This window comes from Streptomyces sp. NBC_01750, from assembly GCF_035918095.1.
In the GTDB taxonomy this organism is placed as follows: Bacteria; Actinomycetota; Actinomycetes; order Streptomycetales; family Streptomycetaceae; genus Streptomyces.
On record NZ_CP109137.1, the window covers coordinates 3,611,422 to 3,626,700 of the forward strand.

A 15,279-nucleotide genomic window follows, 5' to 3' on the forward strand; every position below is an offset into this window, starting at 1 on the left:
TTTGCGTGGCTCTCTGCCCCGGTTGCCCAGCTGCCCCCGCTACCCCGCGAAGACCGGGCCCTTCAAGACCGCGCGGGCCCGCCGGTAGAGCCGCCACCCGACAGTCGGCAGCGAGTCGGGGAACGGCGCGACCGGCGCGCCGCGACCGTCCATCCACGCCTCGACGTCCGCGACGGTGTGGCTGCGGCGCAGTATGAGGCGGGCGATGCGGTACGTCTCGTCGGTGTCCGAGCTCAGTGCGTGCCGCACCGCGACCGCCGACGCATAGCCCGCGCGGGCGGCGGCCTCGCGCACCGCGCGGCTGTTGTAGCCGTGCGGATAGGCCAGGTGTGTCACCCGATGGCCGAGGACGTCCTCCAGAACCCCCTTGGGCTCGCGCAGTTCACGGTGGAGTGCCTGCGGCGGAAGGGTGTCCAGCTGCGGGTGGGTCACGGTGTGCGCGCCCACCTCCATTCCGTGCTGCTCCAGCAGTGGCGCCTGCGAGAGGGTCATCATCGGCGCGGGCGGCAGCAGACTGCGCCGGCCCGGGGTGATGGCCCCGGTGGTGAGATACGCGGTGGCGGGCAGTGCGCGTGAGGCGAGCGCCTCGGCGGTGGACCGCGGCAGATCGGCGAAGCCGTCGTCGAAGGTGAGGACGACGGGCCGGGACGGCACCGGGGCACGGCCGGCGAGCTGGTCCGCGAGCGCGCCGATGGTGACCGGGGTGCGGCCGCTGGCCACGATCGCGTCCAACTGCGCGCCGAACTCCCGTGGCGTGACGGTGAACTCGGCGATCCAGTCGGGCGGCTCGTCCATCACTGCGTGGTAGAGCAGTACGGGGATCCGGGGCATTGTCGTACCAGCGCCTCTCACCGTTCGTCCCGTTGCGGCCTGCTGCCCCACGGGAGCGGAACGCCGCGTACTCGTCGGCGTGCCTTGGCATACCCGATCGGCCCGGCCAGCATGCCGCGCCGCTCGAGCCGGGAGAGATGGCGCGGCCACTGATAGTTCTGCACCCCGTGCTCCCCGGGCACCGCTGCGCCGCCCGCGTCGCGGTGTGCGGTGATGGAGCGGGCGTGCGCGAGTCCGCGCGGCAGCTTTCTGAGCAGCGCGGGCAGCAGCGCGGGCCGGCGGACCAGGACGGCAGTGAGATACGCGGTGAGGCCTGCGCCGTAGCCGTACGCCTGGTTCTTCAGGTCCTGCCAGCTCTCGCGGTGGTGGTGCCAGACCAGCGCGTCGGGGGTGTAGCGCAGCCGGTGCCCGGCGGCGAGGACGCTGACGAAGGCGTACAGGTCGTCGCCGCCCCTGGCCGGAGTGCCGGTGCCGGTGGCGGGGTCGAAGCCGCCGATCTCGCGCAGCACCGTGGCGCGGAAGGCCATATTGGCGCCGGAGCCGAAACTGCCCGCGGTGAACGGGAAGAGCGGTTCGCCGGCGGGCGGGTGTGCCGGGTCGTACTGGCGCGGTGTGAAGCCCTTGGCGAAGCCGCCGTGGCTCTCGAGGAGGATCTGCGCGGGTGTGCGCAGCCGGGCGGGCAGGATCAGCCCTGTCGCACAGCCCAGGCCCGGATCGCCGGCGAAGGGCGCGGTCAGCGCGGTGAGCCAGTGCGGATCGGCGACGACGTCGTCGTCGGTGAAGGCGATGACCGCGCCGTCGGCGGCGGCGACCCCGCGGTTGTGGGCGACGGCGAGACCCGGTACGGGCTCACGGACGTACCGGACGCGCTCCCCGTATTTGTGCTCGACCAGGTCGTGGGTGGCGTTGGTGACGGGCGCGTTGTCGACGACGACGATCTCGAAGTCCGGGTGGTCCTGGGCGAGCAGCGAATCGAGCGCGCGGGCGAGCTGATCGGCGCGCTCGCGGGTTGCGACGACGATGGTCACCCGGTCCTGTGGCCCAGGTGGGCCGGGGGCGTGTGCGGGGTCCTGTGGCCCAGGTGGGCCGGGGGCGTGTGCGGGGTCTTGTGGCCCAGGTGGGCCGGGGGCGTGTGCGGGGTCTTGTGGCCCAGGTGGGCCGGGGGCGTGTGCGGGGTCTTGTGGCCCAGGTGGGCCGGGGGCGTTGGTGGTTGCTGCCCGGTGGGTGGTTTCCTCGTGGGCACCCGGAGGGGTTGCCGCGCCGTGGGTGGATTCCTCGTGGGCAGCCCAAGAGGCCGGCGGCACATCGTGTGCGAGCTTGGCGCGGGCGGCCGCGGCGACGACATCGGCCGGGTCCCGCCCGGGCGGGACGGTGCAGACGACGGTGGCGACGGGCCTGCCGCGGAGCCGGACGAGTGCGTAGACATCACCGCCCCGGACGGGCTGACCCCCGCCCGGCCCGGGTCCGAACCGCAGGACGGCGCCGTCGAGGCCGTCCAGATCCAGCTCGGCCACCTGGATCTCGGCCGGCCACTGTCTCTGCGGTCCCGGTGGCCTCTGTGGTGTGCTCGGCATGCGAATCCCCCGCCTGCTCGGATGTTCCGGCTGTTCAGTTGCCCCGCAACTTGCCGACCTGGTTCAGCGCCTTCTGCGCGTATCCGGCCAGCCGCGGCCTGCTGCGTACGAAACTGTGCGCGCGGCGCGACGGTTCGCGGCTCAGCCAGTACAGGGCCGCCCGCGCCCCCGGCAGGGCCGAGGAGCCCTCGTGGACCCGTAGCTCACCGGTCTTCAGCGCGTCCTTGTACTCGGCGGCCCCGCGCCCCAGGTCGAGCATTCCGATGCCCTCGGCGGCGGCGGACTCCGCCATCCGCAGATGCAGGATCAGACCCGGCGAGTACTTGGCGAACTCGACGTCGTACGCCGGGAACCAGCAGGACAGCACGGTGCGCGAGCGCAGCCCGAAGTGTGCGGCGACGGGCCGGTCGGCGACATACAGCACGGACAGCACTCCGGAGCAGCCGGACGTGCGTGTCGCGTGCAGCAGCCGGACCAGGGTGTTGATCCACTCCTGTGCGAAGCGGTCCCGGCGGCCGGTCCTGCGGTACTGCGCGGATTTCCACTCCATGAGCGCACGCAGCGCGGCCGGGTCGCGCTCGTCGAAGACGAACCGCACCTGGCCCGCCTGCCGCCCCAGCCGGCGTTCCTTGGCCAGGGTGGTCTTGAGGAACTTGGGCGACTGCGCGCGCAGGACCTCCTCGTACGCCGGGTATCCCGCGCCGATGTCGATCACGGGAGAGGCGTATTCCTCTGCGGCATCAGGCACGAACATGCCCTGGCTCGCCTCGAGGTTGTCGAATTCCCACGCCGACAGCCCGCAGGCGCGCAGCAGCTCACGGGGCGCGATGGTGAGGCCGGAGCGGAGCACGGCGCCCTGGCAGTCGGAGACCCCCAGACCGATCGCGCGTCCGTGGCCCAGTGGCCCTCGTTCGTACGGAAAGAAGCCGACGGGCTCCCTGTCCTCCCACAGCACCGCCACCCTGGCCGCGGGCCGCACGCGGCCGACGGTGAGGGTGAACTCCGGCTCCATGAACGGATTGGCGGGTGCGCCGGTCTTGGCGCGCAGCTCCCGCCAGGCCTCGATCTCTCTCTCGCCCAGCTCGTCCGGTTTCACGACACGAATGCGTACACCGCTCAACTCGACCCCCCCGGTCCCTCCCCATGAGCTTTTCCCCAGGACAGGACGCTACCGGCCCATATCCCGACAGGGTAGGGAGCATCGCACTTCTTGTGACCGTTCCGTGAAGGAGTAAGAAAAGGGGATACGCGAGGTGTTCGAGTGCCGGAATCGACTATTCAGCACTCCGGCAGGAGTTGAACGACCCGTATTCGAACAAGGCCGGCAGCTCGTACTATCTGAATGCTCCCGGTCACTCAGGGGCGTTCGACGTGTACGGATCCGGATCCCGGCCCTGCGTCGCGGTGATCGCGGCCGTCTCAGCCGCACTGGCCGGCTGGATCGCATGCCGCAGTCAGGAGAGCCCAGTTGACCACCTCACGTGACACCGCGCACCGGATGGACCCGGCCGGAGGCTGCCCGCACGCGGACAACGCCCGGCTGCTCGCCGGGGGCGCGGTCGCACCGGTCGTGCTCCCCGGCGAAGTGGCGGGCATGGCGGTGCTCGGCCATGCCGCGCTCAAGGAGTTCCTCGCCCATCCCGACGTAGCGAAGGGAGCGGCGCACTTCACCGCGCTGCGCGACGGGGAGATACCCGACGGCTGGCCGCTGAAGACCTTCGCGACGGTGCAAGGAATGACCACCGCCGACGACGCGGACCACCGGCGGCTGCGCTCGCTGGTGAGCAAGGCGTTCACGGCCCGCCGGGTGGGGGAGCTGAGGCCGCGGATCGAGACGGTGACGGCACAGCTCCTCGACGGCCTGGGCGAGGCGGCCGCCGCGGGCGGGGGCGTCGCCGATCTGCGGACACACTTCGCACTGCCCCTGCCGATGGGGGTGATCTGCGAACTCCTCGGCGTGGACGCCGAGCACCAGGACCGGCTGCACCATCTGTCGAACCAGGTGGTGAACACGTCCATCGGCCCGGAGGAGGCGATGGACGCGAACCGCGAGCTGGTGGCGGTGCTCGGGACGGTCGCCGCGACCCGTATGGAGAACCCGGGCGACGATCTGACCAGCGCGCTGATCGCGGCCCGCGAGGAGGACGGCGACAGGCTCAGCCGGCACGAACTGATCGGCACCCTGCTGCTGATGATCATCGCCGGGCACGAGACGACGCTGAACCTGATCACCAATGCCGTACGCGCGGTGTGCGCCCACCGGGACCAGCTGGAACTGGTGCAGTCCGGCAAGGCGACCTGGTCGGACGTGGTCGAGGAGACGCTGCGCTGGGACAGCCCGGTCAGCTACTTCCCGTTCCGCTATCCGACCCGGGATCTTACGGTCGGCGGAACGGTGATCCCCAAGGGCACTCCGGTGCTTGCCGGTTACTCGGCAGCCGGTCGTGACAAGTCGGCGCACGGCCCTGACGCGGACCGTTTCGACATCACCAGGACCGGCGGCGCCCGGCATCTGTCGCTGGGCCACGGCCCGCACTACTGCCTGGGTTCGCCGCTGGCGCGGATGGAGGCGACGATCGCGCTGGAGCGGCTGTTCACGCGCTTCCCGGAGCTGGATCTGGCGGTCCCGGAGGCGGAGTTGCGCAGGCACGCGAGCTTTGTGGGCAACAGCGTGCGGGAGTTGCCGGTACGGCCCCGGGCCTGAGGCGCATGCTCCGGGCGGGCGTCAGTGCCCGCCCAGAGCGGCGGCCACGGCCGCCTCGGCATGCAGCCGGGTCGTCGGAAACACCGGCACCGGGCTGTCCTTCTCCCCGATGAGCAACTCGATCTCGGTGCACCCCAGTACGACGCCCTCCGCGCCGGCGGCGACGAGTTGGCCGATGACGTCCCGATAGGCGGCTCGGGACTCGTCCCGTACGACTCCGCGGCACAGCTCCTCGTAGATCACCCGGTGCACCAGGGCACGCCCTTCCGTGTCGGGCGTGAGCACCTCGAGTCCGTGTCCGGCCAGCCGGTCCCGGTAGAAGTCCTGCTCCATGGTGAACGCGGTTCCGAGCAGCCCGACCCGGCTGAGCCCCTGCGCGCGTACGGCATCGGCGGTGGCGTCCGCGAGATGCAGCAGCGGGACGGAGACGGCGGCCTCCACCTGTCCCGCGACCTTGTGCATGGTGTTCGTACAGATCAGCAAGAGGTCCGCGCCCGCGGCCTGGAGCCCCTGTGCGGCCTCGGCGAGGATCTCACCGGCGCGCTCCCACTCCCCCGCGACCTGGAGCTCCTCGACCTCGGCGAAGTCGACGGAGTGGAGAACGCACTTGGCGGAGTGCAGCCCGCCGAGGCGTTCCCGTACCAGCTCGTTGAGCAGCCGGTAGTACTCGGCGCTGGATTCCCAGCTCATTCCGCCGATCAGCCCTATGGTCCTCATCGGCTCACTCTGTCACGCCCCGCCGTGCCGACTCGGCCGTCAGTGAGAAAATGGGACAAAGACCCTTTCTCGGGGATACCCCGTGGGAGGCAACAATGATGGCGTCGCAAGGAACAGAACCTGCCCTGCCCGCTCAGCACAGGGACCTCTGGTCCGGGATAGCCGGGCTGGTGGCCGGAGCGCTGCTGATCGCCGGGCAGGCTCTGTGGATGGGCACACCGGACACCAGGGGAAGCGGCGCGCTCAGGCGCGTCTTCTTCTACTACATCGACGACAGCAATCAGGGCCTGTCGGAGGCCACGGCCCTGGTACTTCTGGTGTCGGGCCTGCTCTTCCTGTTCTTCGTGGTCGCCCTCGCCCGGCTGGCCGGCAACCGCTCCCACCTGGTGCTGGTGGGCGGCACGGCCTTCACCGCACTGCTCATGGTCGGGGCGGTCGCCGGGAACATCTTCGGCATCACGGCGAACCACTCCGCGGCGTTCCCAGTGCTCCCGGAGACCGCGCTGCTCGCGTTCCTGCTGCTGAACGTGGCGTACGGAGCGATGATCGCGGCGATGGCGGGGGCGGCGGTGATGCTGTTCGCGCTCTGGCGCGCGGGCCAGCAGACCCGGACGATCCCGGCGTGGCTCGGCTGGGCGGGCTTCGTGGTGGCGGTGGTGTCGCTGGCGGGGCCGTTGACCGCGTGGCTGACGCCGCTGCTGCTGGGGGTGTGGTCGCTGGGCGGGGGCGTCGTGCTGATCATGAACGCGCGTCTCGAACATGCCGCGGAGACGCCGGCCGACGGCCCGCCCCCTGAGGGCACGGGGCCGACGGACGCGGCGGGTGCCGGGCCGGCGGGCGCGGCGGGCACCGGACCGGCGGGCACGGCGGACACCGGGCCCTCGGACAAGGGGAGTTAGCCTTCGGTTCCGCGGCAGGAATCCCAGGCATCGAGGAGCACGCTCGTGGTCAGTGTCAGTGTCGAGACCGCCCAGCAGACCGAAGAACGTCTCCAACGCGTGGTCTCGGAGGCCGACTTCATGGTCCATGAGGGGCTCTGGTCCTTCGAGGAGTTCCCGGCCGACCGGCCTCCGGCTCTCACGGCCGACACATTGGCGATGGTCCGTGACGCCGACAGCTGGTGCCGCCTGGTTCCCGCCCCGTCGGACGGTGGTGATGCCGAACGGTTCGGGATCTTCTCCTTCCACTTCCCCGACGCCACGGACAACAGCGGATTCGTCGGCTGGTTGGCCACTCGTCTCAAAGCGCGGCTGGGCACGGGGGTCTTCGTCGTCTGCGGCAGCAACCGTGGCCGTGGCGGCATCTACGACTACTGGGGGTGCCCGGCCGACCTGACCGCCGAGGCCATCAAGGTGATCGCCGAACTCCGCGCGGCCTGAGTGTTCTTGCACCGGGGCCGCAGTTTCCACATCCCGGCGAGCTGTCAACCGGCGCACGCTGATCGTGCGCGCTGTTGCGGGGCCCCGGCCGTAGTCTCTGAACAAGCAGCACGACGAGAGGACGCGCCCATGCCCCCAGCCATCGCCGTCACCGGAGCAGGCGGACAGATCGGCGGGCGTCTCGCTCGGCGGCTCTCCGGGCGGGGGGTGGGCGCGCGGCTGCTGGGGCGGGATCCCGGACGGCTTCCGGACCTCGCCAGGTGCGTCAAGGCGCCGTCGGCGGCATACGGGGACGGGGAGGCCATGCGCCGGGCGATCGAAGGGGCCGACACGCTCTTCCTGGTGTCGGCACACGAGGCGGCCGACCGGGTGCGGGAGCACATCACCGCCGTGGACGCGGCCGTCGCGGCGGGAGTCGAGCGGATCGTGTACGTGTCGTTCATCGGCGCCGCGCCCAATGCCACCTTCACCTTCGCGCGCGATCACTGGCACACCGAGGAGTACATCCGGGGCACGGGGCTCGCGTACACCTTCCTCCGCGACAACCTCTATATGGCCGTGCTGCCCACCCTGGCCGCCGCGGACGGGGTCATCCGCGGGCCCGCCGGGGACGGGCGGGTCGGGGCGGTGGCGCACGAGGACATCGCGGATGTCGCCGCTGCCGTGCTACTCGGGGAAGGGCACGACGGGGCGACGTACGACGTCACCGGACCCGAGGCGCTCTCCCTCGACGAGGTCGCCGCGGAGCTGACCCGGGTCAGCGGGCGTCCGATCACCTACGTGGCCGAGACGCGCGCGGAGGCGTACGCCTCACGGGCCGGGTACGGCGCGGAGGAGTGGGAGGTCGCCGGCTGGGTGTCCTCCTACGAAGCCATCGCCAACGGCGAGACGGCCACCGTGTCCGACGTTGTCCCGCGGCTGACGGGCCGTCCGGCGCAGAGCTTCACCGAGTACCTGGCCGAGCATCCGGGCAGTTACCGGCACCTCTTGCCCTGACGCCAGACCTCCGAGACGAGCGGCACGCCCGGCCGGTAGGCCAGGTGGACATGGCTCGGGGCCTCGAGCAGGGCGAGGTCGGCGCGGGCGCCGGGGGTGACGCGGCCGATGTCGGTACGGCGCAGGGCCGCCGCGCCGCCGGCCGTCGCGGACCAGATCGCCTCGTCCGGAGTCATGCCCATGTCCCGTACGGCGAGCGCGATACAGAACGGAACGGAGGACGTGAAGGACGAGCCCGGGTTGCAGTCCGTGGACAGCGCGACGGTCACGCCCGCGTCCAGCAGGCGGCGGGCGTCGGGCCACTGTGCGCGGGTGGAGAACTCCGCGCCGGGGAGGAGCGTGGCGACGGTCGCGCTGTTGGCGAGCGCGTCGACGTCCGCGTCGGTGAGGTGCGTGCAGTGGTCGGCGGAAGCGGCGTCGAGCTCGACGGCGAGCTGCACGCCGGGGCCGTAGCTGAGCTGGTTGGCATGGACGCGAGGGTGCAGGCCCTTCGCCTTGCCGGCGGTGAGGATCGCGCGGGCCTGGTCGCCGTCGAAGGCGCCCTTCTCGCAGAAGACATCGACCCAACGGGCGTACGGAGCACAGGCGTCGAGCATCTCGCCGGTGACCAGGGCGACGTACGCCGCGGGGTCGTCGGCGTAGTCGGGCGGGACGATGTGCGCGCCGAGGTAGGTGACCTCGTCGGTGTGGAGCGCGGCGATGCGCAGGGCGCGAGCCTCGTCCTCGACGGTGAGCCCGTAGCCGGACTTGGTCTCGAAGGTTGTGGTGCCCTGGCGGAGGGCCTCGCGGAGGTAGTGCGTGAGGTTCGCTTCGAGAGCCTCGTCGCCGGCCGCGCGGGTCGCGGCGACGGTGGTGCGGATGCCGCCGGCGGAGTAGGCACGGCCGGACATCCGGGCGTTGAACTCCTGAGTGCGGTCGCCGGCGAAGAGGAGGTGGGAGTGGGAGTCGACGAAGCCGGGGATGACGGCGCGCCCGGCGGCGTCGACGGCGTCATCGGCTGCCGGGGCGTCGGCGGTGGGCCCGACCCAGGCGACGTGGTCGCCGTCGACGACTACTGCGGCGTCCTGGAGGAGGCCGATGGGGGTTCCGTCGCCGAGGGCGGGGTCGTTGGTGACGAGGCTGCCGATGTTGGTGATGACGGTGGTGGTCATGGGTTCCTCTCCGAGGGTCATTGCCCTTCCCCGCCCCTTCCCGTGACTGGGGGCTTCGCCCCCGGACACAGGGGCGGGGTGGGGGAAGTTCAACGTCATGCGCGCAGGGCCGCGATCGCTTCCGACAAGGCCGACGGGACGTCCGGGACCAGGGTGTGGGAGCCGTCGCGGACCACGTGGCGGCCCGCCACGACCGTGTGCCGCACGTCCGCGGCCGTCGCCGCGAACACCGCCGTCTCCGCGGCCAGTCGCGGCAGCGGCCCCGCCGTGCGTACGGTGTCGAGGGCCACCGTCGTGAAGTCGGCGAGCGCGCCGGCCTCCAGGCGCCCCGCCTCGTCCCAGCCCAGCGCCGCGTGCCCGTCCTCCGTGGCGGCGCGCAGCAGCGACGCGGCCGTCCAGTGGCCGCGCGTACGGGTTCGCAGGCGTTCGTCCAGCTCCATCGCGCGGGCCTCTTCCAGCAGGTCGATCACCGCGTGGCTGTCGCTGCCGAGCGAGAGCGGGGAGCCCTCGCGCTGGAGGTCGGCCGCGGGCCCGATGCCGTCCGCCAAGTCCCGCTCGGTCGTCGGGCACATGCAGGTGCCCGTCCCGCTCCCGCCGACCAGCGCGATGTCCTCGTGCGTCAGATGCGTGTTGTGGACGCCCGTCGTCCGGGGGCCGAGCACACCGTGGTCGGCGAGCAGCCGGGCCGGTGTGCACCCGTGCGCGGCCAGACAGGCGTCGTTCTCCGCGGTCTGCTCGGAGAGGTGGACATGAAGGGGGGCGTTCCGTGCGGCTGCCCAGGAAGCGACGGTGGACAGCTGCTCCGCCGGAACCGCCCGTACGGAGTGGATCGCCGCCCCGATCCGTACCGTGTCACCGTCCTTCAGCAGCGAGGCGCGCTGCGCCCACGCCTCCGCCGTGCCGTCGGAGAAGCGAAGCTGATGCGCGGTCGGCGGCTCCCCGGTGTGCTTGTTCCCGATGGCGGACGACAGATACGCCGTGTCGAGCAGGGTGATCCGGATGCCCGCGTCCGCGGCGGCGGCGATCAGCGCCTCTCCCATGGCGTTGGGCTCGGCATACGGGGTGCCGCCCGGCGCGTGATGCACATAGTGGAACTCGCCGACCGCCGTGATCCCCGCCAGCGCCATCTCCGCGTACACCGCCCGTGCCAGCGCGTGGTACGACTCCGGTGTCAGCCGTGAAGCGACCCCGTACATGAACTCGCGCCAGGTCCAGAAAGTCCCCGACCCGACCTGGACGAGGCCGCGCAGGCCCCGGTGGAAAGCATGCGAGTGGGCGTTCGCGAGGCCGGGGATCGTGAAGCCCCGCAGCACGACCGCGCCCGGCGGCGGGGCGCCGACCTCGGTGCGTACGGCGGTGATCCGGCCGTCCGTCACGTCCAGGGCCACGCCCGGCTCGACATGTGTGCCGAGCCAGGCATGTTCCAGCCAGTACGTCATCTGCACGCGAGACCCTCCAGTACGTCGGCGAGCGCGATGACCCCGGCGACGCAGTCGTCCTCGGCCGCCGACTCGGCCGGGGAGTGCGAGACGCCTGTCGGGTTCCGTACGAACAGCATGGCTGTCGGGATGGCGCCGGACAGGATTCCCGCGTCGTGTCCCGCGCCCGTGCCGAGCACGGGGACGGAGCCGCCGAGGATCTTGTTCATCTCGTCGCGCAGCGCGTGCTCGAACTCGATCACCGGGGTGAAGGACTCGCGCACGACACGCAGGTCGACGCCGTCCCGCTCGGCCCGCTCCTTCGCCGCCCGCTCGATCGCGGAGACGACCGTGTCGAGCGTGGACTGGTCGGCGGCGCGCGAGTCCAGCCAGCCGCGCACCAGCGACGGGATCGCGTTGACGGCGTTCGGCTCGACGGAGATCTTGCCGAACGTGGCGACCGCGCCCGCGAGTTCGGCCTCGCGGCGGGCCGCGAGGACCGTCTCGGCGTATGTCAGCATCGGGTCGCGGCGGTCGACGAGCCGCGTCGTGCCCGCGTGGTTGGCCTCGCCGTGGAAGTCGAACCGCCAGCGGCCGTGCGGCCAGATCGCGGATGCGATGCCGACGCGGTCACCTGACAGGTCGAGCGCCCGGCCCTGCTCGACATGGAGCTCGACGAACGCGCCGATACGGGCGAGCCGTTCGGGGTCGGGACCGATGGTGGACGGGTCGTACCCGGCCTCCGCCATGGCCTGCGGGAGCGACACCCCGTCGCCGTCGCGCAGCCCGTACGCCGCTTCGCGCGTCAGCTGTCCGGAGGCGAGACGCGAGCCCACGCAGGCGAGACCGAAGCGGGCGCCCTCCTCGTCGCCGAAGTTGGTGATGGCGATCGGCTTCGTGAACCGGGCTCCTCTGGCGCGCAGTTCGTCGAGTGCGGCGAAGGAGGAGACCACGCCGAGCGGGCCGTCGAAGGCACCGCCGTCGGGGACCGAGTCCAGGTGGGAGCCGGTGACGACGGCACCCTCGGCGAGCGGGTCGCCGAGCCAGGCCCACTGGTTGCCGTTGCGGTCGAGCTCGTAGGTCAGGCCTCGGGAGTCGGCCTGTGCCTTGAACCAGGCGCGGCAGTCGGCGTCGGCGCCGGTCCAGGCGTAGCGGCGGTAGCCGCGGGTGTCCGCGTCGCGGCCGATGGGTTCGAGGTCCCGCCACATCTCGTGGAAGGAGGCCCCCGCCGGTCCGGCGGGGGTGTTGCCGGGAGCGTTCACGGTCACGCCTGGTCGCCCTCGCGCATCGGGACACGCACACCGAGCTCGTCCGCGACCGACTCCGCGATGTCGTAGCCCGCGTCCACGTGGCGGATGACGCCCATGCCCGGGTCGTTCGTCAGTACGCGGCGGATCTTCTCGCCCGCGAGCTTCGTGCCGTCCGCCACCGAGACCTGGCCGGCGTGGATGGAGCGGCCCATGCCGACGCCACCGCCGTGGTGGATCGACACCCAGCTCGCGCCCGAGGCCACGTTGACCATGGCGTTGAGCAGCGGCCAGTCGGCGATGGCGTCCGACCCGTCCAGCATGGCCTCGGTCTCGCGGTAGGGGGATGCGACGGAGCCGCAGTCCAGGTGGTCGCGGCCGATCACCAGCGGGGCGGCCAGCTCACCGGAGGCCACCATGTCGTTGAAGCGCTCGCCCGCCTTGTCGCGCTCGCCGTAGCCGAGCCAGCAGATACGCGCCGGCAGACCCTGGAAGTGGACGCGCTCGCCGGCCATCTTGATCCAGCGGTGCAGCGACTCGTTCTCCGGGAAGAGCTCGAGCATCGCCTTGTCGGTCTTGTGGATGTCCGAGGCCTCGCCGGACAGGGCCGCCCACCGGAACGGGCCCTTGCCCTCGCAGAACAGCGGCCGGATATACGCGGGCACAAAGCCGGGGAAGGCGAACGCCCGCTCGTAACCGGCCAGTTGGGCCTCGCCACGGATGGAGTTGCCGTAGTCGAAGACCTCGGCGCCGGCGTCCATGAAGCCGACCATCGCCTCCACATGGCGGGCCATGGACTCGCGGGCGCGCTGTGTGAAGTCGGCGGGCTTCTCGGCGGCGTACGAAGCCATGTCGTCGAAGTCGATGCCCAGGGGCAGGTAGGCCAGCGGGTCGTGGGCCGAGGTCTGGTCGGTCACGATGTCGATCGGCGCACCTTCGGCGAGCATGCGCGGCAGCAGTTCCGCGGCGTTGCCGAGCAGGCCGATGGAGAGCGGCTTGCGGGCGTCGCGGGCCTCGACGGCGAGCTGGAGCGCGTGCTCCAGCGAGTTCGCGCGCACGTCCAGGTAGCGGTGCTCGATACGGCGCTCGATCGCGCGCGGGTCGACGTCGATGCAGATCGCGACGCCGTCGTTCATCGTCACGGCGAGCGGCTGCGCGCCGCCCATGCCGCCCAGACCGGCGGTCAGCGTGATCGTCCCGGCGAGCGTGCCGCCGAACTTCTTGGCGGCGACCGCCGCGAACGTCTCGTACGTGCCCTGCAGGATGCCCTGCGTGCCGATGTAGATCCAGGAGCCGGCCGTCATCTGGCCGTACATGGTCAGACCCAGCTGCTCCAGCCGCCGGAACTCCTCCCAGTTCGCCCAGTCGCCGACCAGGTTGGAGTTGGCGATGAGCACCCGCGGCGCCCATTCGTGCGTCTGCATCACGCCGACCGGACGCCCGGACTGGACAAGCATCGTCTCGTCCTGCTTCAGCGTCTGCAGCGTGCGCACCATCGCGTCGAAGGAGCGCCAGTCGCGGGCCGCCTTGCCGGTGCCGCCGTAGACGACGAGCTTGTCGGGATGCTCGGCGACCTCGGGGTCGAGGTTGTTCTGGAGCATGCGGAGGGCGGCTTCCTGCTGCCATCCCAGGGCGCTCAGTTCCGTACCGCGCGGTGCCCGTACGGGGCGGGGTCCTGACATGGCAATGCCTCCTCGCGACTGCGACCATGACTGTTGGCTTATCTATTCACATCTTGTCCGTCTGAATAGTCTTAGTCAACAGCTGCGATGCGGCTTGCCGGGTGATTGGCTGGCGCACATGCCTTCAGACCGTCGGGATCAAGCCGTACGAGCGGCAGTGGAGCAGGGACTTCTCAGCGAGGCACAGCCGGTCGCCGCGCTCCTCGACGTGGCCGGCATCCGCGCCTCGGCCGCCGCGCTGCGGGCCGCCTTCGCCGCCGTCACCGACGCCCCCGTACTGCACGCCTTCGCCGTGAAGGCCGCGCCGCTGGTCCCCGTGCTCGCACTGCTGCACGCCGAAGGCATCGGCGCGGAGGTCGCGAGCCCGGGCGAGCTGGCGCTGGCCCGCGCCGCCGGCGTGGGGAGCGACCACACGGTCCTCGACTCTCCCGCCAAGACGCCCGCCGAACTGCGCGAGGCCCTCACACTCGGTATCGCCGTCAACGCCGACAATTGGCAGGAGCTCGCGCACATCGACGCCCTCGTCCAGGGCACCGCCATCCGGTCCCCGCTCGGCCTGCGCGTCAATCCACAGGTCGGCGGCGGTGCCATCGGAGCCCTGTCGACGGCCACCGCGACCTCCAAATTCGGTGTCGCGCTGCGTGACGAAGGCGCCCGCGACCGGGTCGTACGCGCGTATCTCGACCGCCCGTGGCTGACCAGGCTGCATGCTCACTCCGGCTCGCAGGGCATGCCGCTGACCCTGATGGCGCAGGGCATCCTGGCCGTGCACGAGCTGGCCGAGGAGATCAACGCCGCGGCCGGCCGGCAGCAGATCGACACCGTCGACATCGGCGGCGGCCTCCCGGTCAATTTCGCCTCCGACGAACAGTCGCCCACCTTCGCCGAGTACGCCCGGCTGCTGAAGGAGCAGGTCCCCGGGCTGCTCGACGGCCGCTACGGCCTCGTCACCGAGTTCGGCCGGTCCCTCCTCGCCAAGCACGGCACGGTCCTCGCCCGCGTCGAGTACGCCAAGACCGCCGGGTCGCGCCCCATCGCGGTCACCCACGCAGGCGTCCAGATCGCGACCCGTACCGTGTACGACCCCTCCTCGTGGCCACTGCGCATCGTCGCGTACGACGCCGGGGGCCGTCCGAAGGCGGGGGCGGCCGTCGTGCAGGACATCGCGGGACCCGCCTGCTTCGCCGGCGACCTGCTCGCCGAGGCGCGCCCGCTGCCGCTGCTGGAGCAGGGTGATGTGATCGCGGCGCTGGACACCGGCGCGTACTACTTCTCGAACCACTACGGCTACAACAGCCTGCCCCGGCCCGGCGTCCACGGATTTGTCACCGCCGCGGACGGGCCGGTGCGGTTCACCACCGTCCGGGACCCGCAGAGCCTGGAGGAGATCGTCGCCGAGTCGGGCGGCGCGCACGCGGACGCACTGACCGCCCCCTGAACCTCCCGGGCCCCTGCCGCTCACGCCGCATCCTGCCGCGCGCCATGGGCACGGTGCTTTCCGGGCGCCGTACGCCCTCGCCGGGATCATCTTCGTCTCGGTCCTGGCGATCGGCCTCGGGAACTGAGCCGACCGCCCGCGT

The 15,279-nt window shown here is 71.6% G+C and carries 13 protein-coding genes; 5 read left to right on the top strand and 8 right to left on the bottom strand.

Annotation, left to right across the window (positions count from 1 at the left end; genetic code table 11):
* Positions 1-39 precede the first annotated feature (39 nt).
* From OG966_RS16125 to OG966_RS16135, 3 genes are all read right to left on the bottom strand, one after another.
* Positions 40-831, bottom strand: coding sequence for a polysaccharide deacetylase family protein (locus OG966_RS16125; protein WP_326650336.1), 792 nt, complete (start codon positions 829-831; stop codon positions 40-42).
* Between the two features lie 17 nt (positions 832-848).
* A complete protein-coding gene (locus OG966_RS16130; protein ID WP_442806808.1) occupies positions 849-2,351 on the bottom strand; it encodes a glycosyltransferase family 2 protein in 1,503 nt (500 codons plus the stop codon).
* An 88-nt stretch (positions 2,352-2,439) separates the two neighbouring features.
* Complete coding sequence (locus OG966_RS16135; RefSeq protein ID WP_326655234.1) at positions 2,440-3,510, bottom strand: GNAT family N-acetyltransferase; 1,071 nt, start codon at positions 3,508-3,510, stop codon at positions 2,440-2,442.
* 393 nt (positions 3,511-3,903) lie between these two features.
* Between OG966_RS16135 and OG966_RS16140 the strand changes: the two genes are divergently transcribed.
* Positions 3,904-5,109, top strand: a complete 1,206-nt coding sequence (locus tag OG966_RS16140) for a cytochrome P450 family protein (RefSeq protein WP_326655235.1) — start codon at positions 3,904-3,906, stop codon at positions 5,107-5,109.
* A gap of 21 nt (positions 5,110-5,130) precedes the next feature.
* Here the strand turns inward: OG966_RS16140 and OG966_RS16145 are convergent, their stop codons facing one another.
* Positions 5,131-5,826: an aspartate/glutamate racemase family protein gene (locus tag OG966_RS16145; RefSeq protein WP_326650339.1), complete on the bottom strand. Its 696-nt coding sequence runs from the start codon at positions 5,824-5,826 to the stop codon at positions 5,131-5,133.
* A 95-nt stretch (positions 5,827-5,921) separates the two neighbouring features.
* Here OG966_RS16145 and OG966_RS16150 point away from each other — a divergent pair, with 95 nt between their 5' ends.
* From OG966_RS16150 to OG966_RS16160, 3 genes are all read left to right on the top strand, one after another.
* Positions 5,922-6,725 (top strand): hypothetical protein, encoded by an 804-nt coding sequence (locus OG966_RS16150; RefSeq protein WP_326650340.1) that lies wholly within the window; start codon positions 5,922-5,924, stop codon positions 6,723-6,725.
* A gap of 45 nt (positions 6,726-6,770) precedes the next feature.
* The gene (locus OG966_RS16155) at positions 6,771-7,205 is read left to right on the top strand and encodes a DUF6196 family protein (RefSeq protein WP_326650341.1); all 435 of its coding nucleotides are present in this window, start codon (positions 6,771-6,773) and stop codon (positions 7,203-7,205) included.
* Between the two features lie 129 nt (positions 7,206-7,334).
* Entirely contained in the window at positions 7,335-8,201 is an 867-nt protein-coding gene (locus tag OG966_RS16160) for an SDR family oxidoreductase (RefSeq protein ID WP_326650342.1), read from the top strand.
* Here the strand turns inward: OG966_RS16160 and hutI are convergent.
* The 4 genes from hutI to hutU form a co-directional block, all read right to left on the bottom strand.
* Entirely contained in the window at positions 8,180-9,352 is a 1,173-nt protein-coding gene (gene hutI, locus OG966_RS16165) for an imidazolonepropionase (protein ID WP_326650343.1), read from the bottom strand. The two genes, OG966_RS16160 and hutI, sit on opposite strands and share 22 nt — an antisense overlap.
* Before the next feature lie 95 nt (positions 9,353-9,447).
* Positions 9,448-10,791, bottom strand: a complete 1,344-nt coding sequence (locus tag OG966_RS16170) for a formimidoylglutamate deiminase (RefSeq protein WP_326655237.1) — start codon at positions 10,789-10,791, stop codon at positions 9,448-9,450.
* Positions 10,788-11,978 (bottom strand): allantoate amidohydrolase, encoded by a 1,191-nt coding sequence (locus OG966_RS16175; RefSeq protein WP_326655238.1) that lies wholly within the window; start codon positions 11,976-11,978, stop codon positions 10,788-10,790. The genes OG966_RS16170 and OG966_RS16175 overlap by 4 nt, the downstream gene beginning before the upstream one ends.
* Positions 11,979-12,034: 56 nt before the next feature.
* Entirely contained in the window at positions 12,035-13,699 is a 1,665-nt protein-coding gene (gene hutU, locus OG966_RS16180) for a urocanate hydratase (protein WP_326650344.1), read from the bottom strand.
* Positions 13,700-13,817: 118 nt separating this feature from the next.
* Between hutU and OG966_RS16185 the strand changes: the two genes are divergently transcribed.
* Entirely contained in the window at positions 13,818-15,137 is a 1,320-nt protein-coding gene (locus tag OG966_RS16185) for a diaminopimelate decarboxylase (RefSeq protein ID WP_326650345.1), read from the top strand.
* Positions 15,138-15,279 lie beyond the last annotated feature (142 nt).

Coding starts and splice junctions, on each gene's coding strand:
- OG966_RS16125 (WP_326650336.1), bottom strand. CDS start 831: ATGCCCCGGATCCCCGTACTGCTCTACCACGCAGTGATGGACGAGCCG.
- OG966_RS16140 (WP_326655235.1), top strand. CDS start 3,904: ATGGACCCGGCCGGAGGCTGCCCGCACGCGGACAACGCCCGGCTGCTC.
- OG966_RS16145 (WP_326650339.1), bottom strand. CDS start 5,826: ATGAGGACCATAGGGCTGATCGGCGGAATGAGCTGGGAATCCAGCGCC.
- OG966_RS16150 (WP_326650340.1), top strand. CDS start 5,922: ATGATGGCGTCGCAAGGAACAGAACCTGCCCTGCCCGCTCAGCACAGG.
- OG966_RS16160 (WP_326650342.1), top strand. CDS start 7,335: ATGCCCCCAGCCATCGCCGTCACCGGAGCAGGCGGACAGATCGGCGGG.
- hutI (WP_326650343.1), bottom strand. CDS start 9,352: ATGACCACCACCGTCATCACCAACATCGGCAGCCTCGTCACCAACGAC.
- OG966_RS16170 (WP_326655237.1), bottom strand. CDS start 10,791: ATGACGTACTGGCTGGAACATGCCTGGCTCGGCACACATGTCGAGCCG.
- OG966_RS16175 (WP_326655238.1), bottom strand. CDS start 11,978: ATGTGGCGGGACCTCGAACCCATCGGCCGCGACGCGGACACCCGCGGC.
- hutU (WP_326650344.1), bottom strand. CDS start 13,699: ATGTCAGGACCCCGCCCCGTACGGGCACCGCGCGGTACGGAACTGAGC.
- OG966_RS16185 (WP_326650345.1), top strand. CDS start 13,818: ATGCCTTCAGACCGTCGGGATCAAGCCGTACGAGCGGCAGTGGAGCAG.